Annotated in this window: 27 protein-coding genes; all 27 read left to right on the top strand. The window is 47.8% G+C overall.

Going from position 1 to position 26,516, the window contains the following annotated elements; genetic code table 11:
• Positions 1-43: 43 nt before the first annotated feature.
• Complete coding sequence (locus DPQ25_RS07750; protein ID WP_242978262.1) at positions 44-1,054, top strand: DUF932 domain-containing protein; 1,011 nt, start codon at positions 44-46, stop codon at positions 1,052-1,054.
• Positions 1,055-1,090: 36 nt separating this feature from the next.
• Positions 1,091-1,924, top strand: coding sequence for a hypothetical protein (locus DPQ25_RS07745; RefSeq protein WP_112332603.1), 834 nt, complete (start codon positions 1,091-1,093; stop codon positions 1,922-1,924).
• A 99-nt stretch (positions 1,925-2,023) separates the two neighbouring features.
• The gene (locus DPQ25_RS07740; protein ID WP_112332602.1) at positions 2,024-2,566 is read left to right on the top strand and encodes a hypothetical protein; all 543 of its coding nucleotides are present in this window, start codon (positions 2,024-2,026) and stop codon (positions 2,564-2,566) included.
• A 21-nt stretch (positions 2,567-2,587) separates the two neighbouring features.
• Positions 2,588-2,818, top strand: a complete 231-nt coding sequence (locus DPQ25_RS07735) for a hypothetical protein (protein ID WP_112332601.1) — start codon at positions 2,588-2,590, stop codon at positions 2,816-2,818.
• 86 nt (positions 2,819-2,904) lie between these two features.
• On the top strand, positions 2,905-3,387 hold the full coding sequence (locus tag DPQ25_RS07730; RefSeq protein ID WP_146740536.1) for a hypothetical protein: 483 nt from the start codon (positions 2,905-2,907) through the stop codon (positions 3,385-3,387).
• Positions 3,388-3,404: 17 nt separating this feature from the next.
• Complete coding sequence (locus DPQ25_RS07725) at positions 3,405-4,295, top strand: hypothetical protein (RefSeq protein ID WP_112332599.1); 891 nt, start codon at positions 3,405-3,407, stop codon at positions 4,293-4,295.
• An 18-nt stretch (positions 4,296-4,313) separates the two neighbouring features.
• Positions 4,314-7,349: an N-6 DNA methylase gene (locus DPQ25_RS07720; RefSeq protein WP_112332598.1), complete on the top strand. Its 3,036-nt coding sequence runs from the start codon at positions 4,314-4,316 to the stop codon at positions 7,347-7,349.
• Between the two features lie 25 nt (positions 7,350-7,374).
• On the top strand, positions 7,375-7,782 hold the full coding sequence (locus tag DPQ25_RS07715; protein ID WP_112332597.1) for a YopX family protein: 408 nt from the start codon (positions 7,375-7,377) through the stop codon (positions 7,780-7,782).
• Positions 7,779-8,216 carry a defense against restriction DarA-related protein gene (locus DPQ25_RS14655; RefSeq protein ID WP_177576934.1) on the top strand — a complete coding sequence of 146 codons (438 nt, stop codon included), beginning with the start codon at positions 7,779-7,781 and terminating at the stop codon, positions 8,214-8,216. Before DPQ25_RS07715 ends, DPQ25_RS14655 begins: the two co-directional genes overlap by 4 nt.
• Positions 8,217-8,421: 205 nt before the next feature.
• Positions 8,422-8,958 carry a hypothetical protein gene (locus DPQ25_RS14915; protein WP_207657301.1) on the top strand — a complete coding sequence of 179 codons (537 nt, stop codon included), beginning with the start codon at positions 8,422-8,424 and terminating at the stop codon, positions 8,956-8,958.
• Between the two features lie 13 nt (positions 8,959-8,971).
• The gene (locus tag DPQ25_RS07700; RefSeq protein WP_112332596.1) at positions 8,972-9,403 is read left to right on the top strand and encodes a hypothetical protein; all 432 of its coding nucleotides are present in this window, start codon (positions 8,972-8,974) and stop codon (positions 9,401-9,403) included.
• Positions 9,396-9,602 carry a hypothetical protein gene (locus tag DPQ25_RS07695; RefSeq protein WP_112332595.1) on the top strand — a complete coding sequence of 69 codons (207 nt, stop codon included), beginning with the start codon at positions 9,396-9,398 and terminating at the stop codon, positions 9,600-9,602. Before DPQ25_RS07700 ends, DPQ25_RS07695 begins: the two co-directional genes overlap by 8 nt.
• Position 9,603: 1 nt before the next feature.
• Entirely contained in the window at positions 9,604-10,788 is a 1,185-nt protein-coding gene (locus tag DPQ25_RS07690; protein ID WP_112332594.1) for a hypothetical protein, read from the top strand.
• Positions 10,775-11,140 (top strand): hypothetical protein, encoded by a 366-nt coding sequence (locus DPQ25_RS07685; protein WP_112332593.1) that lies wholly within the window; start codon positions 10,775-10,777, stop codon positions 11,138-11,140. Before DPQ25_RS07690 ends, DPQ25_RS07685 begins: the two co-directional genes overlap by 14 nt.
• 172 nt (positions 11,141-11,312) lie before the next feature.
• Positions 11,313-12,050 (top strand): phosphoadenosine phosphosulfate reductase domain-containing protein, encoded by a 738-nt coding sequence (locus tag DPQ25_RS07680; protein ID WP_177576932.1) that lies wholly within the window; start codon positions 11,313-11,315, stop codon positions 12,048-12,050.
• Between the two features lie 22 nt (positions 12,051-12,072).
• Positions 12,073-12,756: a DUF2786 domain-containing protein gene (locus DPQ25_RS07675; RefSeq protein WP_177576930.1), complete on the top strand. Its 684-nt coding sequence runs from the start codon at positions 12,073-12,075 to the stop codon at positions 12,754-12,756.
• A 128-nt stretch (positions 12,757-12,884) separates the two neighbouring features.
• Entirely contained in the window at positions 12,885-13,109 is a 225-nt protein-coding gene (locus tag DPQ25_RS14910; RefSeq protein ID WP_112332590.1) for a hypothetical protein, read from the top strand.
• Between the two features lie 330 nt (positions 13,110-13,439).
• Positions 13,440-14,351, top strand: coding sequence for a ParM/StbA family protein (locus DPQ25_RS07660; protein WP_112332588.1), 912 nt, complete (start codon positions 13,440-13,442; stop codon positions 14,349-14,351).
• Positions 14,352-14,355: 4 nt separating this feature from the next.
• Positions 14,356-14,739, top strand: a complete 384-nt coding sequence (locus tag DPQ25_RS07655) for a hypothetical protein (RefSeq protein WP_112332587.1) — start codon at positions 14,356-14,358, stop codon at positions 14,737-14,739.
• A gap of 210 nt (positions 14,740-14,949) precedes the next feature.
• Positions 14,950-15,798 (top strand): MarR family transcriptional regulator, encoded by an 849-nt coding sequence (locus tag DPQ25_RS07650; RefSeq protein WP_112332586.1) that lies wholly within the window; start codon positions 14,950-14,952, stop codon positions 15,796-15,798.
• Positions 15,799-16,554: 756 nt separating this feature from the next.
• Positions 16,555-21,774, top strand: a complete 5,220-nt coding sequence (locus tag DPQ25_RS07645; protein ID WP_112332585.1) for an NEAT domain-containing protein — start codon at positions 16,555-16,557, stop codon at positions 21,772-21,774.
• Positions 21,775-21,791: 17 nt separating this feature from the next.
• Complete coding sequence (locus DPQ25_RS07640; protein ID WP_112332584.1) at positions 21,792-22,748, top strand: heme-binding Shp domain-containing protein; 957 nt, start codon at positions 21,792-21,794, stop codon at positions 22,746-22,748.
• 14 nt (positions 22,749-22,762) lie between these two features.
• Positions 22,763-23,653 carry a heme ABC transporter substrate-binding protein IsdE gene (isdE, locus tag DPQ25_RS07635; protein WP_112332583.1) on the top strand — a complete coding sequence of 297 codons (891 nt, stop codon included), beginning with the start codon at positions 22,763-22,765 and terminating at the stop codon, positions 23,651-23,653.
• 79 nt (positions 23,654-23,732) lie between these two features.
• Entirely contained in the window at positions 23,733-24,725 is a 993-nt protein-coding gene (locus DPQ25_RS07630) for a FecCD family ABC transporter permease (protein WP_177576928.1), read from the top strand.
• Positions 24,715-25,491: an ABC transporter ATP-binding protein gene (locus DPQ25_RS07625; RefSeq protein ID WP_112332581.1), complete on the top strand. Its 777-nt coding sequence runs from the start codon at positions 24,715-24,717 to the stop codon at positions 25,489-25,491. Before DPQ25_RS07630 ends, DPQ25_RS07625 begins: the two co-directional genes overlap by 11 nt.
• A 29-nt stretch (positions 25,492-25,520) precedes the next feature.
• Positions 25,521-25,913 carry a metal-dependent transcriptional regulator gene (locus tag DPQ25_RS07620; protein WP_112332580.1) on the top strand — a complete coding sequence of 131 codons (393 nt, stop codon included), beginning with the start codon at positions 25,521-25,523 and terminating at the stop codon, positions 25,911-25,913.
• A partial coding sequence (locus tag DPQ25_RS07615; RefSeq protein WP_242978261.1) for an ABC transporter transmembrane domain-containing protein occupies positions 25,910-26,516 on the top strand: 607 nt, incomplete at its 3' end. The genes DPQ25_RS07620 and DPQ25_RS07615, both read left to right, overlap by 4 nt.

Raw genomic sequence — 26,516 nt, 5'->3', positions numbered from 1 at the left:
CCAAGAGCTGGCGGCGGAAATTCTTCGTTAAAAGGATTCTAAGGTGGATTATATTGTCAACACCCACCGCTTGCAAATGGAACCCTCCGGCTCTGATGTTGTTTTGCGTATCTTGGATGAAAACGCCGGAGACCGTATCGAACCTTTGGATATTGGACCAAATGCGCATCGGCAGATCGGGACACATCTTTCCATTCCTGCAAAATACTATACGAAAATGCGGGAGGAAAACCCGGATTTGCTCAGCACCAACGTCAATAGCTGGTTTGAGCGTTCGGATTCACAACGGATGCTGCGTGTTTTAGACGGTAGGGCGAGAGCTTTTCTGAGCAACCGCTACCTGCGTATGGATCACTTGCAGATAGCGGAGGCAGTTTTACCCATTATCAGCGAAATCAAAGATGCCCGCTTTGAAAGCTGCCAGATTACGGAAGACCGTATGTATATCAAGGTGGTAAATCCTCGGCTGCAACAGGAGGTTGTACCAGGAGATATCGTGCAGGCCGGCCTTATTATCAGCAACAGCGAAGTGGGGCTTGGATCAGTCAATATACAGCCGTTGATCTACCGTCTTGTATGCAGCAATGGTATGGTGGTGAACGACGCCGTTACCAGACGAAATCATATAGGCCGTATCAATTCAGCGGAGGAAAACTTCCAGCTTTATTCCGCCGAGACGTTGGCAGCTGACGACCATGCTTTTTTACTGAAAGTTCAGGATACTGTCCGAGCGGCGGTAGATGAAGCGAATTTCAGCCGGGTTGTCGGCATGATGCAGGAAGCGGCGAACGCTAAAATGAATACGGCAAATGTGCCGGAGGTAGTCCGTCTGGCAAGCCGTGATTTCGGTATTACAGACGAGGAACATCCCGGTGTATTGCAGCATCTGATCGAGGGCAAGGACCTGACGCTTTATGGGCTTGCCAACGCGGTTACACGGTACAGCCAAGATGTGGAAAGCTACGACCGCGCGACTGATTTGGAAAGCATCGGCTATAACATTCTGTCAATGCCAGCGAAAAGATGGAACAGCATCAACCAAATGGCGGCGTGATGGCCGCATTAAAACAATAATTAGGAGGATTTGATTATGACTTACAACAACGAAAATGCTCTGGCTGAGGCCAAAAACTTCACTTTTCCTGCTATGATCGAGAGCGATTTTTCCAATGAAGAGTTGTCAGAAGATTTTGACGGTTTGCAGATGAGTTTTCAGCGTGTGAAAATTCCTGCTGGTGGCACACTCCAGTTTGAGATACCTGGAGACGATCCCGAGAACCCGGATTATGAGAAGACACTGAAAGGCGTTATCGTTTACAACCACCAGGCCGGTGCTTACTGGCCGGAGGGTTCGGAATATGACGATAACGTAGCGCCTTTGTGCTCTTCCGTGGACGGAAAACTGGGGATTGGCACACCAGGAGGTGCTTGCGCTCTGTGCGAACTGAATAAATTCGGTACAGACGGAAAAGGCAAAGCCTGCAAGAATATGCGGCATCTGTATATCCTTCGCAGTGGAGAATATATGCCTATCCTGCTTTCCCTTCCGCCTACAAGTATCCGCCCGTTCAGCGATTTTATGAACGTATCTTTTGTTTCCCGTCGCCGCCCTGCTTGGAGCAGCGTTGTGGAGATTGGGTTGAAGCGTGTAGATAACGGCTCGAATACTTACAGCGTAGCGACATTCCGGAAGCTGTATGACTTCTCGGGGGAAGAACTGGCACAGGTAAAGCAATATGCAGATAATTTCCGGGAGCAGATTAAAATGCTGCTTCAGCAGCGCGCCGCAGATTCAGAAACACGGATAGAGTCGGAAAGTGTGTATGAACAGGATTCCCGTTATTCAACAGTGGAGAACGGGGAGCATTTTGCGATTTCTGGCCCAGAAACAATTGACGGGGATCGGGAAGCTTTGCCGGCATAAAGAAAATTATGCGCGCGGCCCTGCCGTGCGGAAAGCGCAAGGAGAGGATACTGCCGATTGAAGCTGGCAGTATCCCTTTCTATTTTTGGAGGGATAAAAATGGCGATGAAAACATTGACGGACGAAGAGCGTAAATTTGCTGAGGAAAACCATGACCTAGTGTATGCGTTCCTAAAGGAGAACAGCTTACCGGTGGGCCAGTATTACGATATTGTGGTATTTGGATATTTGTGCGCGGTACAGGAGTATTACAAGAACCAAAAACTGCAAAAGTATAAATTTGCTACTGTGGCATGGAAAAAGATGCTATGCGCCCTGAAAGATTATTATAAGTACATGTCCAAGGATATTTTGTCCCAGGAGGATACAATTCATATTGAAGATATGTGTATCAGACATATTTATATTCCATTGGAAAAAATGTCTGGAGGGTGTGATGAGCTGATGGTACAGATGGAAACGGAGCTGATCCTCCATGCGTTGGCAAAAAGGCTTCCATCCAGAGAAATGCGGATTATCCGCATGAAATTGGATGGTGCCGGTATGCACGATATCGCGAAGGCGGAACGCATTACTTTCCATGAGATTAAGCAACTGTTGGCTGAAACATACGATACGGTTGTCCAGGTTTTACTGGGATAAAAAACAAGGAGGTCAATAAGAATGAAAAAGCGTATTTCCTTGAGCGGACGTCTTCTTTTTCCTTTAAAAGAAGGACAGTGCGCTGTTATCCAGCGCGGCGGTGATGTCATTCGTACTTCGCGTGTCGTTGAGATTTTGGAAGTTACCGATATATCTGTCAGGTTTGAAACCATGAATACGGTTTATCTGGTGTCAACGGCGCCAGTACCCAGCGTAGCAGCAGCCCCAATGGAACTGCGTATGTGTGCGTAAATCCAGGACAATGAAGGTTAGTAGGGACAGTATAGCCAAATCGGCTGTGCTGTCCTTTCATTTTCTTACAGAAAGCAGGAAAAGAAATGTATAGCAATATCTATCTGGTTAGGGAGACTCCTATACTCAAGGAAGATTGTTTTATAGATTTTAAGGTTTGCAATATGCCGCTTGCAAGTATCTCAAGCCATATTGAAGTGTCCGACAATCCGAAATTGCATATTGAACAGCTCGGGAAATGGCTGTCACAAAACCATTTGGGAGAACTCCGGGAAAACTGTATCCTTTTAAGCCAAGATCATTTTCCGGAAAGCGAATATTTTGAATCTCGATACTTGCGCTTTAAGGAAATTGCTGGACAGCTTGCTTCTATTTCCTATGAACGGTTTATCAATGACTTCGACTGGATATTTGAAATGCTTTTTCAAGTCTCCCAACAAATGAGCGATGCGTATGAAGACTATGTTTGCTGGGACTCGGGAATTCCTGTCACAATGAGCGAATTTCTGAGGAAGGCACAGCCGGGTACGCCTTATTACATCGGCGGTATCTACCAATACCATTATTAAAGAAAGGATTCTGATTTATGAACGCTTTAGATAAGCTGGACGCAGTGCAAATTACCGAAGATAACCGGATTTCGGAAAAAGACCTCCTGTTTTGCAAGGCGCATCAGGAAGCATATACGGCGGCCAAAACTGCCCTTACTGAGTTGGAATATATATGGACGGATATTGTCAGCCGGCAGGCAGAAACCTTAAAATCTGCTGCGGCAATCTGGAACAATGTTCAGAAATATGCATACGTCCCCCATTTTTCCACAGAGAAGATTCATGAGCAGATGGAGCTTTTGCACGATATATTTATTTCCAATCTGGTACGTTACTTTAATAACAGATATCATGTGTGTCTCGATGTAGACAGCATAATAGACCTGTTGCTGCCACATAAGCCTAAAAGTGATTATCTCTCTCCGAATACAGAAGCGATAGAAGAATATCATCAAAAGCTGCGTTCTATGAAGGTGGATTACAAGGACGTGTTGGATCAGATTTTCATTCAGCTGGGGGGCCGCACATTTTTGGAGCGGGCCGTAGATGAAATCAAGGAAAGGTGCCATAAGGCAGCGTGGAGTACTTATAGCGGGAAAGCAGAGTATGAATTGAAGAATGATACTATCCGTTTTACCTATGGCTGCCAATTCAGCGATTTGTTTGGAAAATGGGAACTGACTGACAGTATGGAAGAAATTCTGCGGGGAATGGCCTATTTTGAATCGGAAATCCTGGGATATTATCCTGCATCCATTGAGAACCTGCTTGGTTGGAATCGGAGGGAAGATCCCATTTTTGAATTTGCAAGTTGCGCCAAGTTTCAATCTTTACGGATGTTCAAGAATGGGCGTGTAGACGTGAAGTTCAAGAATAAGGGTTATGCTAGCAAATTCGTTTCTGAATTCCTGGGACTTGTCTGCTGATGAAACGGAGGCGAAAAAATGAAATATGTGGTTTATGATACCACTGTACCACAGGACAAACGGCAGGACACAAACGAGAAGCTGCTATATCTCATTGACAACGGTAAGACCTCGGAATATGGGATCAGCGGTGATGATATCTATAACCTTTATACAGGTGATGGCGGCCTGCATGGACTGCGCCGGCAAGATTACGAAAATTATGCTTCGTACAGTGAGGCCAAGAAGGAAATCGAGAACGGACAGTTTTTCACACCTCCGCTGATTTGCCGCCTGGTTGCGGAAGCATTGTCCCCGCCAGCGGATGCGGCTGTGGCTGATTTGACCTGCGGCGCGGGGGCCTTTTTCAATTTCATGCCGGTAGAAAACAATCTGTACGGCTGTGAGCTGGACATTAAGGCATATAAAGTGGCGAAGTATCTCTATTCCCGTGCGAATCTAGTAAACAGCGATATCCGCTCCTACCAACCTTCTACCCGTTTCGATTATATCGTCGGAAATCCCCCGTATAATCTGCGGTGGTGGGTAGCCGACAGTACAGAGGAGCTTTCACAGTTGTATTACTGCTGGAAAGCGGCGGAACTACTGAAACCGTTTGGGATACTGGCGATTATTGTTCCGGCTTCCTTTTTGTCGGATGATTTTTCAGACGGAGGATCGATTCGGGAGATGGAAAAACGTTTCAGCTTTCTGGGGCATGTGGCCCTGCCTTCAAACGCTTTTTCTTCTTTGGGAGTACGGCACTATCCCATCAAACTGCAATTTTGGCAGAAGCGCAGTGCCGGTGTCGATGCCCGGCCGTATCATGTCAAGGTAGACCGGTTTTTAACTGTCGGCTTTGACTGTGAAAAAGAAGCGGCATGGATTTCTGCACATCTGCTGCAAGAAGCCCGAACGCAGTTGGAAAAGAACCGGTATTCGGCTGTGCGGGAATTGGCAAAGGAAAAAGAACTGTCAGCAGGATTTTTGTATCAGGTACAGAAGATGCTGTATCAGATCAAATGTCATCCGAAGCTGAGAGAAAACTATTCCAAGTGCTACGAATATTTCTATCGGTTTTGCACGGAGACGCAGCCGAAGGATATGAAGTACGAGGAATGGGCGAAAAAACGGCTGACAGAAGCAAAGGTACTCGCCTACCTGAAAAAAACGCTCCAAAAACAGAATGCACCGCCGCCGCAGGATAAAATCGCCTTGGTAAAACGGAACTATGATTTCGTTTATAAAGGTTACAGCGGCAAATCACGCCGGCAGATACCGGAGGACAAAAAAACACCTGTCCCCATCTATGAGATCGCTTCTTCTGACGAAGCAGGCGAATTTCCGGGCTATGAATGTCTGATCCGAAGAAAACAGCAGGAATATATCCGGCAGAACAGACCGTTTGAGTTTATACAAGAGGATTTGAAGATTGGCGCATGGTTGTCGGCTTTCCATCTGTGGGATGCAGAAAACGAAGAAGAAATCCGGCTGAACAAGATCCAGCGTCATGACTTAAATATCATGCTGCAAAAGCGGTATGGTCTGCTTCAATGGGAGCAAGGCAGCGGTAAGACGCTGGCTGGAATCGCCTTTGGTAAATACCGAATGGAACAGGAAAACATCCATCATACCTGGGTGGTGTCCAGTGCCATTTCCATACGCAACAACTGGAATGTGGTCTTGCCAAATTACGGTTTGTCCTATGTTTTCATAGAACGGCTTGCGGATTTTAAGAAGATCCGCCGTGGCGACTTCGTCCTTATTACGCTGAACAAGCTCGGTAAATACCGCCGTCAGATTAAGCGGTGGGTGCGGGTGCACGGTCAAAAGCTGTGCCTTATCTTTGACGAGAGCGACGAGATGACGAATCCTTCCAGCATCCGGGCCAAGTCCGTGCTGGACTGCTTTCGGCGCTGCCGCACGAAGCTTCTGACAACCGGCACGAGCACCAGGAACAACATTTCGGAATTTGCGCCGCAACTGGAGTTGATGTATAACAATTCGGCAAATATGCTGTCTTGGAGCCCGGAGATTTACCATTACGATTCAAGGGACGGCTTTCTTTCGCGTGAGAGTAATCCCTATTTCGGACAGCCGATCCCTGCGTATAAGGCGGGCTACCGACTGTTTACAGCTTCCCACCTGCCGGAGAAAATTACCGTATTCGGCGTGGGACAGCGGACGCAGGACATTTATAATGCAGACGCGCTCAGCGAAATTCTCGGCAAGACGGTTATCACCCGCACCTTTCCGGAGATTGTCGGCAGGGAGATCCGCCGCATTCATCAGGTACCCGTGTTCTTTACCCCGGACGAGCGGGAAGTGTACCAGATGGCAATGGAAGAGTTCTGGAAAATGCAGAAAAACTACTTTGCCAGCACGGGAAATTCCCGAAAGGACGCTTTGATGCGGCTGATGCAGCAAATCACGCTGCTTCTGCGGATCAGCGCGGCGCCGGACACGGTTACGGAATACCAGGGCGGACTGCCTACCAAGATCGGCCGTGTTGTAAAACTGACCGGGAAATTTGAAACGGAGCCTGTTGCCATTGGGGTACGGCACAAAGTTGTTTTGGATTCATACAAGAAGGCGTTGGAGGAAGCGTTCCCCCGGCGCACCATTTTTGCGGTGACAGGCTCGACAACCAGTTTTGCCCAACGGCAAAGGTTGAGGAAAACGCTCAAAGAGAGCGGGAACGGGATATTGCTGTGTACGCAGCAAAGTCTTCCTTCCAGCGTCAATTTCGAGTATGTCAACCGTATCATTATTCCAGAGCTGCACTACAACAATGCCAAGATGAGCCAGTTCTATATGCGGTTTGTCCGGTACACTTCTACGGCGTGGAAGGATATTTATTTCGTCACCTACGGAGGAAGTATCGAGTCCAACCTGATGCAAATGGTGCTGGCAAAAGAGAAAATCAACTTGTTTATGAAAGGACAGGATACCGATTTGAACGAGATCTATGAACGGTTTGGTGTGGATTATGACCTGCTTTCCCTGCTCATGTGCCGTGAACAAGATGAGAAAGGAAACTTTAAAATTCGCTGGGGTGAACAGCAAATAGCATGATGTTTACAGAAAGGATGAATTTACAATGCGTGACTTATTGTTTCGAGGACAAACCCGAAAAAAGGGTGAACAGGTTTTTATGGACGGCAGACCCGTAGACGCAAATTGGGTTTACGGCGGTATTTTTCAAGGAAAGGGGGATTTTTCCGTTATCTATACCTATGATCCCATTGAGAAGAGACTTGTCTACACGGACACGGTGGGACAGTATGTAGGGGTAGACGACAAAAACGGTACAAAGGTTTTTGAGGGGGATATCCTGAAATTAAAGCGTCACTTATATGTGATCGAGTGGAAAGGTGGTTGCTTATATGCTTCTCAAAGCAGCATTAGTACGGTATGCAGGTTGATTGAAGATCTTATTGATGGAGGAGCCGAAGTTGTCGGAAATATCCACGACAATCCAGAACTATTGGAGGGACATACAAAATGAAGTATTACAGCACACAGCGCCCGATTGTGCCGGGAAGTTTCCCGACGCCTGGTGGCAACAAAGTGGCGACAGTCCATAATTATGACGCCAAAACCTATTGTGAAGAAATCGGACGGGAGGCATGGGGATATATTGAGTATGAGCAACCTCTCCAAAATGAGGACGTTATGAATTATGAGCTTACGCCATTCCCCCGCAAAGTAAAAAAGCTTCAATTTCTCGGCGTTGACAGCTGGGACCGCATGGTTTTCAAGGACGAAGACGGATATGTGTGGAAGTGCACGGAACCGGGAGAAAACCCGTATGAAGTTCACGACCGCTTATATTCTTCAACGAACAACGACTTTGATGGAGAACCATGCTGGCCTATGTCACCGGATATTGACTATCAGGTTAAAACAGCCGGCAGCCCGGAAAATGATGGCGACGATTGAACCTGTAACATCTTATTTGAATCGGAGATATGGTTTTGGGTGGAAGATGAAAAAATCGGGGACTGCAAAGTGTCCGATTACAAAGAACGCCCGCCTCAGCATCTGGACGATAAATAGTCCATGTACTGGCGCGGCAGGTTAAGAGAGAACGAAGCTGATTGTCTCAGCTTTGTTCTCTCTTCTTTACTAGAAAGGTTGATTGATGATGAAAAAACGGATATTCGAATATGGCGGGTTTCATTTTATCCCGGAAAGAAAATTTACACCGAAAGAGAATGATTTTTTTAAGATTTCCCGCCAGCAGTGCATTGACCGCAATCTCGGATTTTGTGTGCCAGGCTATATTTATGAAAGCAAATACAATTATTCATACGAGAGCTTTTATGAAGCGGCACCGGATAAGGAATGCGACCTGTTTCGCTGTGTAGAAAACGGCAAGCTGTACCTGCCCTGTGAAAACGATTTGCAGGAATATATCGAAAACAAGCGGCGGAAGGATGAGTGTCTGGATTGTGGCTGTTATGACCCAATAGAAGGCTGTGTATTGACAAGTACAGAGAAACAGGAGAATTGTCCGAAGTGCAGTGAATCCAGTGTTCTGCTCAGTGATTATAAGGATTTTTTTGAGAATATCACGGCGCTGCACGACTGCAATGACTGCGGTATCAAGTATAAATGCAAGTTTGCTCCTGAACCCGGTCAAGTGGTTCGTATCAACTGCCCTCTATGGGTGGACAAGTAAAGGGAATGATGTTATGAAAAGAGATTCGATTTTATCCGATCTGAAAACCCAACGTCCGTATCTGCTACAGGAATATGGACAAAAAGGTGAAGATGGCAAGAGGACAGTTTCCTGTAAAAAAATCTTCCATATCCGTGCTGATTATGACGGCTACAGATGGTGGAATAGCATCTGGCCGTGTAACAAGGAGCTTGCCACACTGCAAGTACGCCGGGAAGCTGATTTGGTTTATGATCGCCTGATAGCGGATGATGCCTTTCAAGACCTTACAGCTCTTAGAGAGTTCTGTAGAAAGTACCCGGAGGCGGCAGTCCATGGGAGTAAGGACGAATACAACTTTTATTTTGATGGCGAGCTGTGCGTATATTGGCTGTGCTGTATCACGCGGAGCAAAGACTACAACCTATATCTGTATGTATTTGCAAAGGAGGACGAAAATGGATAAGGTGCGCTGGCTGGGGATTTCCTGTCCCCTTTGCGGACAGGAATTGAACAGTTGGGACGTCCGTTGTTCAAAATCAGTTGGATACTTGAATTATCAAATATGTGAAAGCTGCCTTTGTAAAGAGTACGATATGGAAAAAGAAGAATTCCGTGACCGTATGGAAGCCTATTTTGGTATAAGGCCATGCAGGGGGCTTTAAGATGAAAGAGCTGAATTTGCTGACTCAACGGCTGTTTGCCGAAGGCTGGATAAAGGAAAAGCATCCAGATTATGTGCGGGATTGGAACTATACCAGCAAGTTTTACGGCGGATTTGAGTACACTCGTGAGCATCAAAACCGCATGGTGTTTTCTACGCCGTGCGGCCTGTTAGTGAAAGGCTCCCACTGGAACAGCGGTCATATGGCCTACATGGGTGTCAACTGGACAGTGGAGAACGATAATCCCACAATCTGCTGCCCTTACCGTAAAGCGGGCTGCGAGCAGAACCATCCCTTGCTTCGGGATCGGACAGCCAGCGGCCCAAGTAAAATGGTGTTCTGTGCCTGTCATGAGGTGGATGTGCCATACTGTTATGAACGGTCTATCGAAAAGGTATCGGACGAATACAATCAAAGAAAAGAGGCGTTGTTTCAGAGTTTTGCAAGGGATAAAAAACGGATTTGCCGGCATCACTGTTATTTCGATGAACACACCGAAACCTGGGTACAGCGGTATGACCCTATGGAATGCGCCAGAAGTCATACCGACTGCCATTATTGCACTATCCTCGGCAAAGAACTGGACACCAAGAAAGGAAATATATTTTATGATTTGAAAACCACCCGAAAAACAGAGGAGTTAACGCTGTTCGCCAAAGAGTATGAGGTGGCTATCCGCAAGGATAAAAAGCTGCTGGAGCGCAATGTGTCACTGGACATTTGCAGGGCAATCCTAAAGGTTTGCCCCGATGCCCCGCAGGAGAAAGCGGAGGGAAAGTATTCTCGTGAACTGTACTTTTCCGAATATCATGGAATGTATTTTAAAGTGGAGGCTGTCAATGTCCGGGTAGAGTGCCGGGCAAGCCGTGATCTGGAGCAGGATATTGCTGATGCTCAGGCCGGCTATACCGTCACACATGAGGCGGATACTCTCGCAGCGGCCAAACAGCAGAAATCTGAGCGAAGGGAAAAAGCACGGCAGGCCCGCATACGCAAAGCCAAAAAGCTGATTCTGCAACATGGTATGGACGGGCTGCTGGAGACAGACCTTTATCGGGTGCGAAGAATGATTGACAAGGGCCTGATTACAGGTGAAGAAATTTTCAGCTTGGAGCACCAGAGAACCGAACAGCAAAGTGTCGAACAAATGACATTATTTCAGGAGGAAGGAAATGCACATACATGAATTAGCCGATTACTGCACTTTTTCGGAAGTAGCCATCGGCGGTACACTTCCCGCTACGGAAGAGTACCGGTCATTTTTGAAAAGGCTTCATCCCAAGCAAATATTGAATATGCGGATCACGATACCGCTGTACCGTGTCCGCTATCAGTATCAGACACAACGCAGGAATATCCGGCAGAGCGAAAAATTCTTTTTTGCGACAGCCGGTGATCACGACGATATTGCTCTGGAAGTGGAAATAAAGCTGAAAGACTGGTTTGAGGACGAAAACCGGAAGCGGCCGTATCGGGCGGTGTCCAATGTTGAAATTCTGGATATTGACCGTGTGGCCTATGCAACGCTCCCGCTATGATCCGTTTCTCTCGCAATATGCACACCCCACCCCTTGTTTGAGGGTTACCGCGAGGCGTCAGGCGATTGCGCGCCGAAACGCCGAAAAAAGGACTCGGCAAGCGATGTAAAAGTACACGCCGGTAAGAATGGACTTTCCGTTTTCAGCAAAATAAATTGTTGGAGATGGAATGGTGAAGTATATTGTAAGCTGGTCTGGAGGGAAAGACTCGTCGGCCATGTTGATTCGTATGGTTGAGGAAGGAATGCCGATTGACGACATTGTTTTTATTGAGGTAATGGCGACGCCGGCCATCGGAGCTGAGTTGCCGGAGATGTACGAATACATTGATAAAATGGAGCGGTATATCGACCGAAAGATTACCGTTGTTCGTTCAGTCCTGGATTTTGACGCTGTTTTTCATCGAACGTATAAGACAGGCGAGTGGGCCGGAAAAATCTATGGCTTTCCATTGACCTGTGGTGCATGGTGTAACAGCCGACTAAAGATACGGACAATCCAGAAGAATTACAAAACCTATGGTGAGCATATCCGGTATATCGGTCTGGCGGCCGATGAACCGAAACGTATCGCCAAACTGGAATCGTTTTGTCGCACTCCGTTAGCCGAATGGGGCATGACAGAACAAGACTGTGTGGACTTTCTGAAAAAGCGGGATATGTTAAATCCCCTGTACCAGAAATTCAAGCGGCTGGGCTGCTGGTTTTGTGTCAAACAAAGCCTGGGTTCGCTGCGTGTGCTGCGCCATGACTATCCCGAATATTGGGCGATGCTGATGGATTGGGACAAAGAAAGTCCAAGGACCTTTAAACCGGAATATACGGTTGCACAGCTGGAACAGCGGTTTGCTATGGAAGATCGGCAGTTAAGAATTTTGAGTGACATTATTGTGCAGCGGAAAGCCGCATAATACGAAGGGAGTTATGACAAATATGAATTACAAAGCAAAAATCAAAAAATTGCTGGCACTGGCGGAGAGCCCTGTGGAAGCAGAGGCTCAGGCAGCTTTACTGAAAGCCCGTGAACTGATGGCGAAGCACAAGCTGTCAGAGCGGGACTTGAAAGAGGCAGACGAACAGGAGGTTAAGGACGTTGAGCTTGAAATCACCTGTAGCAAGCGGCGCGATCCGTGGATTATGAATCTGGCAGGAGTTATTGCGGAAAATTACTGCTGTAAGGGATATCGGCGTCGTTCACCGGGCAGCCAGACCTATCGTATGGGCTTTATTGGGTTCGAGGATGATGTAGAGATTTGCACTGCGATTTTTAAATATGCTGTGGATTGTGTTCTGGAAAAGACGAAGGAAATCAAGAAGGCGTACAAGCGGCATGGGCTTCGAGCCGATTATATCAGGAAGGTGTGCGATAGCTATGGATATGGCTTCGTAAGCGGCACAAATAAGGCTTTCAAAAAACAGCAGGAAGAGAACCAACAGAAATGGGGGCTTGTGCTGGTGATACCCAGAGAGGTGCAGGAAGCATCGGCACATTGGAGAAACCATGAGTTTAAGGCGCGTACAGCTCAGATCGAAAACCTCCACAGGAGCGCATTTAACACCGGTTTTACGGATGGCAAACGATTCGATCCCAAGCACAGATTGAAGGCAAGTGCGTAGGTTAAAAAAGGTAGCGGCGGGGGCAGATTTATTCTGTCCCCGCTTTTTTGCAAGGAATTTACATGTACTTATTTTTCTATAACTGATAAAATAAAAGAAATGAAGTTTTCTAAAATTAGGAGCGCGAAATGAAGAAAATGATAGCGAGTATGGCCTGCTGCATCCTCCTATTCTGCGTGATTGGTTATATTATACAGGCGGTGTTTCATTTTGACACAGCACTTCTCTTGCAAGCGGGCGCTGTATTTTTTTCAGCATATGTTATTGCGGGAATAGTGCTCTGCATTTCTGGTGATGCAAAGAAGCGGAAAAATAACTCTAAGGAAAAGGAGAATGGTGAAAATGATTCCTAAGTTGAAACAGAAAATACGCATTTTCATATATTGTTTATATGCGGCAATGCCTACCGCCATAATCATAATGATGGTGCTTAGGCTAATGCAATTGGACCTTGCATCAAATGTAGCGGGGTTATTTCTAGCCTTTTTTTCAGGTAGTCTAATTGCTCTGTCGATTACCAAGAGCTGGTTGGAGGAGACAGAAGAAGAAAATTTAGATAAATAGCAACGGATATGTTAAGCGCGATCTGATTCATTTACAGATCGCCGCTTTTATTGTTGAAAAAATACGTGTTAAAGTCGTATTAGATAAGTATAAAGTGAAAAATTAAAGGAGTTGTTGCCATGTTAATCAGTATCGACCACGGAAATAAGCAAATCAAAACCGTCCACAAAACCTTTGTGTCTGGGCTGCGTGAGAGCGATACTCCTCCCCCATTCGGCCAGGACGTATTGTTCTACAACGGGAAATACTACACTCTATCCGATCAGCGCATTCCCTATATGCGGGACAAAACCATAGATGAACGGTTTTTCGTCCTTACCCTCTTTGCCATCGGCTTTGAACTTCGGCGGATACTGGCCTCAGAAGAGCCGGTAAAAGTTCAGTTATGTATCGGCCTTCCGCCCGCCCACTATGGCACACTGTATCAGAGATTTGAGCAGTATTTTCTCGGCCGGGGCCAGGTGGATTTCCGTATGGACGGGACTCCCTATTCCGTCCTTATCACGGAGGCAGTTTGTTTCCCGCAGGCTTATGCAGCAACCGTCCCGGTATATCCAAAACTTCAACAGTACCCCAAGGCTGTTATCGTAGATATCGGGGGCATAACGGCCGATTATCTTCAAATGAAATACGGGCAGGCGGATCTCTCAATGTGTGATTCATTGGAGAATGGCGTTATCGTCCTTTACAACCGTATCAAATCAAAAATCAGTGCCGATTTCGATATCCTGTTCGATGAATCGGATATCGACGCCATTTTGATGGAAACCGTACAGGACTATGACACAAATATCTGCCGGGTTGTGAAGGAACAGGCGCAGCTTTTCATTGACGACTTGTTAGGTGCGCTGCGAGAACGGATGATTGACCTGCGCACAGGCAGAACGGTTTTTGTGGGCGGCGGAGCCATTCTGCTGAGAAAACAGATTGAGGCATCCGGGAAAATAGGAAGCGCCCTGTTTGTCGAGGAAATCTCCGCAAATACAAGGGGCTATGAGCTGCTGTACCGAGCCTCCAAATATGGAGGATAAGTCTATGCCTGAAAAAAAGGAACAAAACAAATTTACCATTCAGTTTAGCCTTGCTGATCCGGCGCACCGACAGGTTATTGACATACTTAATCAACAGGGCCGCCGTAAGGCACAGTTCCTCGTTAACGCCGTCCAACATTATTTACACTGTCCTGAAACACCAGATATTCCGCAGGCAGCATCATTGGACCTTCATGTTGTTGAGGATATTGTACGGCGTATTATGCAAGAACAGTACAAACCGGCTTCCGTCAATCCAACGCAAGGAAAGAAACAAGAAAATCATCCGAAAACAGAAAGTGTCCATTATGATGAAACGGCCGAATTACTGGGAAAAGAGGGCTTAGCTGCGATTGCTAACACAATGGCAGCTTTTAGAAAGGGATAGTAGCTGTGAATGATAACTCTATAAAGCTGTATGAAAAAATTGCACTTGACAAACAAAGAAACAGTGTGATATGATTTTAGTTGTAAGGTTAGTTATAGCTAACTTATGTATTCCCTAAAGCCTGAATGAATATATGGAACGAAGCCGGTCCGTTATTAAAAAGCGGATGGGTTTATTTCTGTATCTATACCAGGAAAGGGGAATTTTTTTATGCCTGAAATATCACAAGCATTAGCGCCGCTGCAAATCCAGATTCTTCTGCACTATTTAGAAGCGGAACCTTCCAAACGGACAGTAACCGATGCCGCCAAGTGTCTTGGAACGACGAAATGGGCGGTTACCCGCGCGATGGACACCATGGAAAAGCTGGATATCGTAGAACGGTTGGAAAATCGAAAGACCGTTCTGACAGTAACCGGTAAAAAGCTGGCGGAGAAATACGCAGAGCAGAAAAAAGTGCTGGAGCAGTACATGCAGTACCAGGACATCCCGCCCGCGCAGGTACAAGACAATGTTCTGCGGGCGCTGGCGGCCGGATTTTCGGATGAATTCATGGAACGGCTGGCCGAACAGGAAGGCCGGATGCGCCTCAAGGAGCTATTTGCCGGACGGCAGGACTTTCACGGCGGGGAAATCTGCAATTACTTGAAAGATGGAAGCTATTATTTCCCTTTTGTGATCTATCGGGAGCATATCAAAAATTACAACAATATCTCTATGGGGAACAAGGGCTTTGAACATCCCTGTGAGCTGATCGTCAAGGATCACGAAGGGATGATTTATCTGGAAGTCAAGACTGTATCGGCCAAATCCATGTCCAGCGGTAAGAAGATGGAAGGCCGGATTGACAAGATGCAGTATTTATACAAAGAGGAATTCCGGGACGCCGGTGTGGATGGGCGGCATGTATTCTTTCCGGTGACGGCGCTTCGTTTTTTGTCGATGGGCAAAGGCCGTGACACTCTGCTGCACGGGAGCGTATGTTTGAGAATGCAGTGCAGCGTAGGGGACATGCACATGCCGGAGAGCATGGCGGTTTTTACCGTATTTATCCACTGAACGAGGACTGTCAAGGGGAAAAATAAAATTTTTTGGAGCAATTTTGCACCAAGGGCGTTTTTGACGTAATGATGCGGCATGGCGGGCTTTTTTAGGTCCAAAAACAGGCGTTTGGAGCAGTTCTGCACCAGAAAAAATATTGACAGAAAAAAGGCAAATCGCTATACTGGAAAATGCTTTAGGGATAGTGCGAGTCCTTCACCAATCATGCTAAAAAAGGACTTGACATTTGACAGAAAGTGGGGCAAAATTTTTAATAGAAAAGTATAACCTCCGAGGGCAACACCTCCGAGGGCAACACCTCCGAGGGCAACACCTCCGAGGGCAACACAAAGGAAAAATCTCGGAGGAATCAATATGGAAGACAGCAGCCTCCTTCGAGATGAAGGAAGGCTTTTCTTGTTTTATGGGGACTTTTCTCCTCACTCATAAAACAAGAAAAGTCCCTCAAAAATGGACAAATGACAGACAGCTCCAAAGATGCTCCGCAAGGAGTAATTTTTTAGGGGTTTAGTTAGCCATGACAAACTTCCGGTTATGAAAGACCGCTGAAAGGCGTGTCCTTAGATATCAGGGAGGGTGAGCAAGCAGCTTGTCCCCCTGACCAGATGAAAAAGAGAAGGAGGAAGGTATGATCCAAGTAACCCATTCGCCGTAAAGGCGACAATATTTTTTCGTTATAGGTTAGTGATTTCTAACCCGATGCACGATCTCTCCTAATATGGGGGAAGGAAACGAAATGGAGGTAACCGAAACATGACAACAACAAAACGGTCGTGGTTTAAGCGAAGCCTATCGGTTTTGCTTGCCGTGACAATGGTTTTGAGCATGGGTGTGCTCAACGTCTTTGCGGCAGAAGAAAAGTGCCCGATGCCGGAATTTTACACGGAAGGAAAGGTGAGCGAAGAAGGATATTTGCTCGATACGGTTAAGTGTGGAGTAAACGCCGCTCACAATCCAAATGGAACACCTGATAAAGGTTATACTTATTATTACACGACGGATGGTTCTACTCCTACAAGAGACAATGGTACAAAAAGAACCACGATGGTAACAATCACAAAAGTTATGCTCAAAAATTATGGGCAGGACGGAGTTTTAACCGTTAAAGTGATTGCTACCAAAGAAGGCATGGAAGATTCTGACGTAGCTACAATTACAGTTAAAAAGAACCCCAACGAACCGGTTACTATCAGCGACGAAAATCTGCGGAAAGCCATCTGCGAAGCGCTTGATAAAGAGTATTCGGAAGGCGTTACCATCACAGAGACGGAAATGGCGTCCTTGACAGAGTTGGTAGCTGAAAATGCCGGGATTACCGACTTGACCGGGCTTAAGTATGCAGTCAATCTGGAAGTGCTGGATTTAAGCGGAAACGATTTAAGTGAAGAACTGAATTCTGCCGCACATAATTCTGGGGACATCGGTGACCTTACAACCCTGAAAAAACTCGACTTGAGCAACACCAATTTGACGGTATGGGGAGAAGAAAGTAGTAAAGATACCAATGGCATTCTCTCCAAAGTGTTTGAAAACAACCCCAACCTGGAGAGCTTCGATATTTCGGGCAATAATTTGGCTGGAACACTCTCCTTAAATATTTCCAACAAAAAGAATCTGGCGTATTTTGATGCGTCGGACAACTATTTGTCCGATTGTAACATTATAGAAGACAGCGGAAACGGCGTAGACATTGCCACACAGCTCCCGGCACTGAAATCCTTTGATTTTTCGGGTAACTTTTATCAGCACAAGGAAACCTCGTATGGTTTTGCTGTATTCACCACTTTTCCCGAAGGAACTTTAGACATCTCAAATCAGGGCAGCGACGCTACGATCATCCGCGTGTATTGGAAAGCCCCCAGTTCTACCGCAGTTTCCAACACGTCCCCTTACGCAGATGTGAACCTGGAAAATAACACGGCTGATTTGGGTGATATCTACGGTACTTCTTTGGAAGTCACCTTTATGGGCGTTGATTCCACTGGAAAAACGGTTGCGACGGTCAATGGAAACACCAGTACGGTTATAACAGCTACTAAATCCGACTTTGCCGCTAACCGGCTTTTGATGAGTATTGATGGCCTTTCCTTGGGGACCAATGTGATTGAGGTTTCTACCCAGCAGGAGAACGGCGCCACCTACAGCTTTAATCTGATTGTGCGCTGCAACGAGGTGCCAGTTTCTGAAGAAGAAGATTCGGCTGGAATCACAGATCCCGTTTTGTACGATGCGGTATCCACCGCTCTTGGAAAAGCCGAAAAGGGATATTACACCAAAGAGGACATGGCAAAACTCACCAGCTTGAATTTGTCCGGCGGTGTATCCAATCTGGACGGGCTGGAATATGCGACGAATCTTACCTCCCTCACGATAGGGGATGGAGAATATACTACCATTCCAGGCTTGGAAAATATGGAGAAGCTGACGACGCTCAGCATTACTTCCTCCCATGTGAAGGAGCTGCCAACCCTTGCAAAACTTTCTAATCTCACCACTTTGACGTTGAATATGGAAGGAATGCAGGAAGCGCCGGATTTAAGCAATCAAACAAAGCTGAAAACATTGACATTACAATTTAACGGCTTGGATCAGTTGCCGGATTTATCTCCCTTCACTGCGTTGACCACGTTGACGCTGGGAACTTATAGCGGGACTTACAGCGGTTTAACAACGGATACATTGGATACGGCGCTGGAACAGATGTCCACTACGGTAAAATATGTGTACTTATACGGCCTTACTGATGTGGAATCCATTGCAATTTCTCCGGATAAAGTATATGGGTTCTCTACCTTTAGGATAAAAGATTGTCCGAAACTTGCAAAAATATCCTACACTGCACAGACTAACAGTACCAATCTCGAAATCTATGGGCAAACTGCTCCGAATCTTGATCTCAGTGGATTGCATATCAAGTATAAGTCTGCCTCTACCAAATTAAATATTAAAGTTATAGAATCCAAGGATATCACCATCGGCGGCACCTTGAATGAAGAAACTGTTTTGGGGACTGTACGAATCCAGGAAAGTGAGAATATCCAGTTTTCTCCTGAATTTTTTGTCAGTGCGAATGGGGTAGATACCTTACATTATACTGGAAGCACCGGAATTGTTATCCCGGAGAATTTGGAGGAAGCCGGTCTTACTACATTAGATATTTACAACACCAATTTAAAAGAGATTCCAAAAGAGATTTTTGAGATTACTTCTTTGACAGATTTGGAATTTAGCGCTGCGGGCGATTTTGAAGAACTCCCTGAAGAAATTGGAAATCTTAAAAATCTGGAAAGTCTCTCTATTACGGGAGGCGCTTTTGATAAGCTTCCTGACTCTCTCTTTACCCTGAAAAAACTGACCAGACTCACGCTGAGAAGTATGGCGCTAAGCGATTTGTCTGGTAATTGGGCTGGGTTAGAAGCCTTGACTTCCTTGCAGTTTCAATCCTGTGATTTCTCAGAAGTACCGGATGATCTGTTAGGCTTGGTTACAAAAGCTACCCCCCTTACCACTCTGACGCTTTATGAAACTCCCATTGCGGATTTACCGGAGGGCTTGCTCTCTAATCTTAGCAGCCTGACTCTTGGCGGTTATTTTGAGCGCGCATATATTGACAACACCAGCGATGAAACTATGATTGAAAGCCTGGCGGACGGACATATAAAGACAGAGCTAAAGGCATATACGGAGAAAAACAAAAAGGCTCCAAATATGCACTTGTATGATAACTTGGCTGATCTCGCTGGGATTCGCAGTGATGTGGGCAACATTCAGTTTAGCTATAACAACGCCGGCGGTTCTGGTGCCTTCACCTTACCGGAAGAAACCTCTTCTTTTACTTTCACTCCCTACAGCGGTGTGGAAGGAACTAAGGTCACTGTTAATGGCGAAACCAAAAACATTGGTGAAAGTTTCACGGTAGAAAACCTGAAAAACGGTTTGAATACCGTTACAGTTACCACAAAGAACGACAAGGCATATGGCGGAACTGGTGCTGAAAATACCTATACCCTGTCTCTGGTTGTGGGCGAAGGAATCAATGTTGACGAGCTGGAGGAAGGCAAGAAATACAGTATCGATTTACGCCTGAAGATGGAACATCAAGACACATATTCCATGGCGGACAACTATTTCCTCCACACCGGTACGGTTAAACTGGCTGATGGACAATATGCAGTAGAGTTGACAACAAACAACATGGCCTTTATTGGATACCTGGACTACAAAAAGGCGGATGGTTCCAAAGTTCGGGCTGATGTCATCAACAAAGACGCAGCAAATAACACTTGTTCTTATTTGATCTATGTAGACAATCTGGAAGATGATTTATACATCAGCCCCATGGTTTATCCGATGGGTTATGCCCCGACTTGCCGTGTTATATTCGATACTTCCTCTGTTTACGAATTGGAGAGTACGGGTGTTGATTTCACGAATTTGAATATTGCGATCAACAAAGCCATTGAAATCACCGAAAAACGCAACGTTTATACTGATGCCAGCTGGAAAAATCTGTTGGAGAAGCTGGAAGCAGCTCAAACTATTGCGGGGAATGACACTGCCACTCAGGATGCGGTAAACAACGCCGCGAAAGAACTGGAAACCGCTATGACGGTTGGCGGCGAAGGCGGCCTGGTGATCGACGAGTCCAAGCTCGCCAACAAGACCGCTCTGGAAACTGCCATCAACGAGGCGAAGGCTCTGGAAAAGGGCAACCATACTGACACAGCATGGAACGCCTTGCAGGAAGCCATTGCGGATGCTCAGGCTGTGTACGATACCCTGGAGGCCAGCCAGAACGAAGTAGATGCGGCGGCTAAAGCGCTGAACACCGCAGTTACCTTGTTCCAGAACAGCGGCGAATCTTCCTCGCTGGACAAGAACAACCTGAAAGATGGCGTGTACTCCGTCTATGGTGAAATGATTAAGACCAACCGTGAAGAAAAATCCATGAGTAACGACGCTATCAACCATTACATCAAGCTGACCGTAGAGGATGGCGAGTATTACTTAACTATGGATTTCCACGGCCTTGCCTATCTGAATAAGTTTGGATATCTTGCCGAGCTGTCCTACTATGACAACGGCTATACCTACGGTGAGTACGGCACGATTGAAGGAATCCAGATTCCTGCTACCGTTCTCTCCACTCAGAAGAACCCGGACGGCAGCGACTTGGTCGATGAGTTCAATCAGCCTGGTGGTTCCTATGCTGGCAAATTGTACCCCGACCAGATCAAATTCCCGCTGGTAGCGGACGCGCTGGCCGATAAAGACGGCTATGTGCCGCTCCATGCATTCGTACCGGTCATGGAGGATATTTCCGCCGGCACCGGCGACCAGGATGTGCTGTTGAAGCTCGACTGGTCCACCCTGAAGGAAACAACAGAAGATGATCCGAACTTTAAACCGGAAGAGCCTGTAGAACAATCTCCGGCAGTGGATTACACCGACGCCAAAACCGGTGTGAAGGTTCATGCCGATAAGGGCGTATTCGAGGAAGGCGTGCAGATCGTGGTTTCTGAAATCACCTCTGGCACAGATTATGACGCGGCAGCTTCCTCCCTCAGCGATGTGGGTAAGAAATTCAAACTGTACGACGTGAAATTCCTCGATGCAGACGGCAACGAAGTGGCTCCGAACGGTACTGTGAGCATTAGCTTCCCGATCACAGCAGGTTATGATTCCGCGAATGTGGCGGCTTATCGCCTGAGCGACGGCAGCAAGATTCTGGTGAAAGGCGCTGTAGAAAACGGTTATTATACCGTTATCACCAAGACCGCCGGAAGCTATGCGCTGGTCGAAAAAGGCAGTACGATTACCGACGCACAGAACAATCAGAACCAAGGCAATACCAACACTCCGCAGACCGGCGACACCTCCAATGTGGGTGCAATCGCTCTGCTGGCACTGGCTGCTGCTGGTATGATGGGCGTAACCGTCATTACCAAAAAGCGTAAATCCGAAGAATCCTAATTGAAGGAGATCACAACATGACAAATACTGCAACAAAGCTCATGCGGGCGGTGTGCAGTGTGGTGGTAATGCTCGCCCTGATGGCGGGCATTACTGCTATACCGGCCTTTGCCGCCTCCAACGGCATTTACACCGCCACCGCAACCTCCCATTATAAGCACCCCACGACCGGAAAAATTGAGGATTCCGGCGGGGAGGGTTCCTACGTTCTCGGCCAGTCCATGACCGACAGCGCCCTCAATAAAGCCGCTCTGGTTGAGGTCGATCCCCAAGGCAATACCTATGTCACCATCCGTCTGAACCTGATGGATAACATTCAAAATCCGAATTTCCAGGTGGACGCCAGCCGCAGCGGAAGCTTTTCCGCAGTTTCCGCTACGGTGATGCAGGAGGATTACTCCAACAATACGACCGATTTTCGGATGAAGGTTCCCAGTGAAAACGCCATCATCCGCTGCAATATGTATGTTGTCCCCATGGGCCGCGAGGTTATCTTTTACATAACAGTAGGAAATCTCCAGTCCGGTTCCGGAGATTTCGTCACCAGCGTTAAGGTCGAACAGCCCGAGCCGGAACCCAACACTCCGGCCCAGACCACCCCGCAAACCCCTTCTAATCAGCAGCCCTCCGCGCAGGAACCTTCCTCCAGTGAGGCTCCTTCCAGTCAAACAACAAGTTCTGCCGCTCCTTCCTCGTCGGAGGCTTCCAGCAGCGAGCCCTCCAGCAATGAGGAGGCTTCCTCTTCGGTATCCTCTAATGAAAGCAGCTCCTCAACCGCAGGCGGCCTAATGGAATTTGACGAATCCGGAAATGCGGTGAATAATAGCTCCTCCGAAGCGGAGGAAAGCAACAGCGGAGGTAATCCCATCATCTGGTGGGTGATTGGCGGCATTGTGGTCGTGGCGATTGCCGGCGGCTGCGTGTGGTATTTCTGTTTCTTCAAAAAGGGTAAAAATCCCTTTCAGAAAAAGTAAGGAAAGGGGTTATTATGAAAATTAAGAAAATCCTTTCCTTCTGTCTTGCCGGTATGCTGGCGTTCTCCATCACCGGCTGCGTCAACCAGCACCCGGAGGAAACCAGCAGTACAAATGAGAGCGGAGAGCTGCGCCTTGTCGCCACTTCTCCGGCAGTGGCGCAGATCTGCAACCGGTTGAATCTCGACCTGGTGGGAATCTGCGAATCCAGCAGCGACCTTCCAGAACGGTACGACGGCCTAACCACGGTGGGTATGGCGATGAACCCGGATTTGGAGATCATCAAATCGTTAAACCCCGACTACATCCTGTCCCCCAGCTCCCTGCAAAATGATTTGCAGCCGAAATATGCCTCCATTGGGGAGAAATCCCTGTTCTTGGACCTGAAAAGCGTGGAAGGGATGTACGCCTCGATTGAGGGGCTGGGCCAGAAATTCGGCCGGGAGGAAGAAGCAGCCGTTATGCTGGCAGAATTTGATTCCTTCATGACGGAATTCGCGGAGAAAAACGCCGGCAAGGAATCTCCCCAAGTGCTGGTGCTCATGGGCCTGCCCGGCTCGTATATCATCGCCACCGACAACAGCTATGTGGGCAGCCTTGTAAAACTGGCGGGCGGCACCAATGTCTACGGAGATGGAGACGGACAGGAATTCCTGTTCGCCAACACTGAGGACATGAAAACCAAGGAGCCGGACGTAATCCTCCGGGCGGCTCACGGCCTGCCGGATGAGGCGCGGAAGATGTTTGCGGAGGAATTTGCCACCAACGACATCTGGCAACATTTCAAGGCGGTGCAGGAGGGCCGGGTGTACGATCTGGATTCCGACCTGTTCAATATGAGCGCCAATTTCAGCTATGAAGAGGCTTTGAAAGCGCTTCAGCCCATGCTGTACGGCGAGGAATAACCCTGAAATAAAATCCAAGGCGGCCGGGCTTTTCCTGTCGGGAGAATCCCGGCCCACTTTTTAAGGAGGTATGTGTTCTGTGGTAAGCAACCGAAAGAAAATATTGTCCTTTGTCATTACCGCTTTGGGGCTGCTGGCGCTGTTTCTGATTGCCGTCAATACCGGCAGCCTAAAGGTAAGCCCCTTGGAGCTGTTCAAAGGATTGTTTGTAGAATACAACGAAAACGTGGCGACGATTTACGACCTGCGGTTCCCCCGTATCTTCATCGCCATATTCGGCGGGGCGGCGACCGCCGTTTCCGGTGTTTTATTGCAGGCGGTGATGAAAAACCCGCTTGCCGATCCCGGTATCATCGGGATTAGTTCCGGCGCGAGCCTGACGGCGGTGCTCATTACCGCCTTTGTCCCCACGCTGTACTTTTTTACCCCGTTGTTCGCCTTCTTGGGCGGGATGATCGCTTTTCTGCTGGTGTATTCCCTTTCCTGGAAGGGAGGGCTCAGCCCCCTGCGGATCATCCTGGTCGGCGTGGCGGTCAACGCCATGTTTACGGGGCTGATGAGCGCCTTCAATTCAGGCACAGGGAGCAACTATTCCGGCGTTGCCAGCATTGTCAACGCCAACATAACGATGAAGACCTGGGACGATTTCCAAACCCTGCTTTTGTATGTTGTAATCGGCCTGATCGCCTCTATCTTCGTGCTGGGCCAGTGCAATCTGCTGGCGCTGGAGGACAAGACCGCCCGTTCTTTGGGTGTGAACGTCACAAGAAGCCGGATTGTCATTTCGGTGATCGCGGTACTGCTGGCGAGTATTTCCACCGCCATCATCGGCCCCATCAGCTTTTTGGGCCTGATTGTTCCCCATATCGCCCGTCTTCTGGTAGGCTCCAACCACAAGGTATTGGTGCCGTATTCTATCCTGCTGGGGGCGTTTACCCTGTTGTTGGCGGACACCCTGGGGCGTACCATCGCGGCGCCCTATGAGATCAGCGCGGCGATTATCATGTCGGTGGTCGGCGGTCCGTTCTTTATCCTGCTGTTGAGGAGGTCGAAGCAAAGCTATGGACAATAACGTATTTACCGTCAAAAACCTCTCCTTTGCCTACGGCAGGCAGCAGGTACTCAAAGGGCTGGATTTGGAGCTTCACGAGGGGAAAATCACCACCCTCATCGGGGCAAACGGCTGCGGCAAAAGCACCCTGTTCAATTTAATGACAAAAAATCTAAAGCCAGATGCAGGCGAGATTTTTCTCCGGGAAGAAAACGTTTCCGGTATGAAGCTCAAGGATTTTGCAAAAATGGTTTCCATCGTCCATCAGTACAACACGGCTCCGGTGGATTTGAGCGTGGAAAAGCTGGTAGGCTACGGCCGGACGCCGTATCACACCATGGGGCTTTCCCCTGATCCGAAGGAGGACGAAGAAAAAATCCGCTGGGCGCTGGAAATAACCCATACCTACAAGCATAAGGACAAGCCGGTGTCCGAGCTGTCCGGCGGGCAGAAGCAGAGAGTATGGATTGCCATGGCGCTGGCGCAGGATACCAAGGTACTGTTTCTGGACGAACCGACGACCTATCTGGACATCCGTTACCAGCTGCAAATCCTTAAGCTCATCCGGCAGTTAAATCAGGAATACGGCATTACGATTGTCATGGTGCTTCACGACATCAACCAGTCTTTGTATTACAGCGATGAGATCGTCGCCATGAAGGACGGAAAGATAATTGCCCACGGGCTGCCGGAAGAAGTCATCACAGGCAAGCTGGTCAAGGAAGTTTACGACGTGGATTTGAACATCCAGAGCGTGGACGGAAAACCCTTTGTGATTCCGGTGTAAGGAAAATTTGAAAGGAGGCGTGAGGCCGCGTGAAACAGCGAAGGACACGCGAAGATTATTTAAAAACCATCTATCTTCTTCAAAAGAACAACGGCCATGTCTGGGGTGTGGATATCGCTGAACAGCTGGGCGTGTCCAAGCCGACAGTCTCCATTTCCCTCAAGCAGCTGGAGGAAGAAGGTTATCTGTTTCTGGACGACACCCGTGAGGCGCATTTGACCGACGCCGGGCAGAAAATAGCCGAAGCGACCTTGGAACGCTACCAGACTTTCAAAATTTTGCTGGAATCCTTGGGCGTGGATGGCAAGACAGCCGCGGAGGATGCCTGTCTGATGGAGCACGCGGTCAGTCCGAAGAGCTACCGGGCCTTAAAGGCCCTGGCGGCTCAAAAAATGGAAAAGGGCGGCGGAAAACAGAAATGATGATAAACAAGCGGCTGATCGGAACGGTCAGCGAGAGTAAAAAATACATCGCCGGGAACGTCATATTGCAGTGGTGTTCCCTGGCGGCGAACATCGCCATGATGTTCAGCATTACGGGGTTATTTGCCGGCCTTTACTACGGCAATACCGATACCCTGTGGACAACAGCGGCAGTTGCCCTTGCGGCGCTGCTCATTCGGTTCCTCTGCGCCACAGGAGCCAGCCGGATGAGCTACTTGTCCTCTAAAGCAGTAAAGAAAACCCTGCGGGAGAGAATCTATGAGAAGCTGCTGAGGCTGGGTTCTTCCTACAAGGAACAGGTGAAAACCAGCGAAGTGGTGCAGGTCGCTGTGGAAGGCGTCGATCAGCTGGAAACCTATTTCGGAGCGTATCTGCCCCAGTTCTTTTATTCGATGTTGGCTCCCCTGACACTGTTTATTGTGTTATGTTTCATCAATATCCCCTCGGCCATTGTACTGCTGGTCTGTGTGCCGCTGATCCCCGTAGCGATTGCGGCGGTGCAGACCTGGGCGAAAAAGCTGCTCTCCAAATACTGGGGGCAGTACACGGCGCTGGGCGATACCTTTTTAGAGAATTTGCAGG

Origin of the sequence: Hydrogeniiclostridium mannosilyticum (assembly GCF_003268275.1) — a bacterium.
GTDB lineage: Bacteria > Bacillota > Clostridia > Oscillospirales > Acutalibacteraceae > Hydrogeniiclostridium > Hydrogeniiclostridium mannosilyticum.
The sequence above is the reverse complement of the archived record's forward strand: the minus strand, read 5'-3'. Positions and strand labels throughout refer to the sequence as shown.